Origin of the sequence: Helicobacter didelphidarum, assembly GCF_003364195.1 — a bacterium.
Taxonomy (GTDB): Bacteria; Campylobacterota; Campylobacteria; order Campylobacterales; family Helicobacteraceae; genus Helicobacter_A; species Helicobacter_A didelphidarum.
This window is the reverse complement of sequence record NZ_NXLQ01000124.1, coordinates 1-1,509: the sequence shown is the minus strand read 5'-3', so window position 1 is coordinate 1,509 and position 1,509 is coordinate 1. Positions and strand designations below refer to the sequence as shown.

Below are 1,509 nucleotides of genomic sequence, written 5' to 3'. Positions count from 1 at the left end.
ACTTTCCCTTTGAGATGAATACCACTCTTATCTAGTGTGATTTGAGAATCTCCTAGTTGGAGATTGATATTCTCTTTGCTTGCTTTGATTGAAATATCATCGCTTAATGTTATATCTATATTTTTATTAGTGGCTATGTGAATAGCATTTTCTGCATTGATAATATATTCATCTTCACTTTTATGGAGGATTCTATTGGCATTGATTGCTAATGATTTATTACTTAAGATACCTAAAGATTCTTTACTTGATATATGTAAGAGATTAGAACTTGCGAGAGTAAGCTCTCCATTAGAGCTAAGATTAAGACTTTGTTTGGTATGGATATTAGCACTTGTATGGCTTGATATATCAAGATTGCCTTTTGTGATTTGAGTAAGTTTCCCACTTACCTCTACATTCTTATCCCCACCTACATACTCACTACTATTCTTTGCTACTCTTAGTTTATTATCTATCCCTATATTAAGAGTATGACTTCCTCCTACTATGGTATCCTTAGAGAGTGCTACATTAGTTAAGTATTCTGCTCCTACTCTTACATCTTTTACTCCTAATATTTCTTGTCTATGATATTTGTTGATAGATTCTGTGTAGTTGCCTTTGACTTGAGAGTCTTTATTATGTTTAATCCTTTGAGTAAAGTTATACTCTATTATCTCATCATAATCTCTTTGTGCATGAAGATAGATTTGTTCTTTGTCTTTTAAGTGAGAGTATAACATTTATTCTATATCTCGTATATAATTACTAATCGCTAAGAATAATTTATTAGTAATACTCGCTCTATATGATTGTTGCTTAAAGTTTTCTCTATCTTTATGATTACTTATAAAACCAAGCGTAATAAGCACAGAAGGCATATTAGCAAATTTATTAATATACATATTGCCTTTATGTGCAAAATTATCATTATTCAAAGTCTGATTAACCTGCTTTAATCTCTCTATAAACCTCTCTTCTTCCTTTTTATATGCCTTATCATTATAAAAACATCTCATTCCACTTATTTGCTCGCTAGATTCACTATCTATATGCAATGATAGAAATAAGATTCTTTTACTCTGTGTATTGTGTTTAATCGTATTAGCGATTTGTGTTCTTTGCTCTAGGCTCATATTGATTTTAGCATTTTCTTGTAATTGCACGAGATAGACATTAGCAGTAATCATTCTTTTTAGTCCTTGTATAATATCAAAGATTATATCTATGCGTTTATACTCTCTTTCGTATTGCAATGGGATTGCTCCACTATTGCCAGCATCGATTATTAATATGGGCTTTGTTATAAACGATACTTTAAAGTAAGGTGTTTTTTCTTGTTTATCAAAGTAAGCAAAGAATACGACTATTTTATCTCTCCATTCTTTTTTTATTTTGTATTTGCCTATTTGGGAATAACCCAAATTATTTAGTCCTGATACTGCTCTATTCTCAATAGTGATATTGCTTATATGTTTATCTATATTGTCATCAGTTATATCAAATACCATATAAGCACATCTCATA

At 30.2% G+C, this 1,509-nt stretch carries 2 protein-coding genes; both read right to left on the bottom strand.

Translation table 11 applies throughout. From position 1 onward, the window contains the following. Positions 1 to 725 (bottom strand): bacteriophage T4 gp5 trimerisation domain-containing protein (locus CQA53_RS11355; RefSeq protein ID WP_220272096.1); only part of this gene is annotated, 725 nt, incomplete at its 3' end. Beyond that, positions 726 to 1,509 (bottom strand): N-acetylmuramoyl-L-alanine amidase family protein (locus CQA53_RS11350; protein WP_115544012.1); only part of this gene is annotated, 784 nt, incomplete at its 5' end.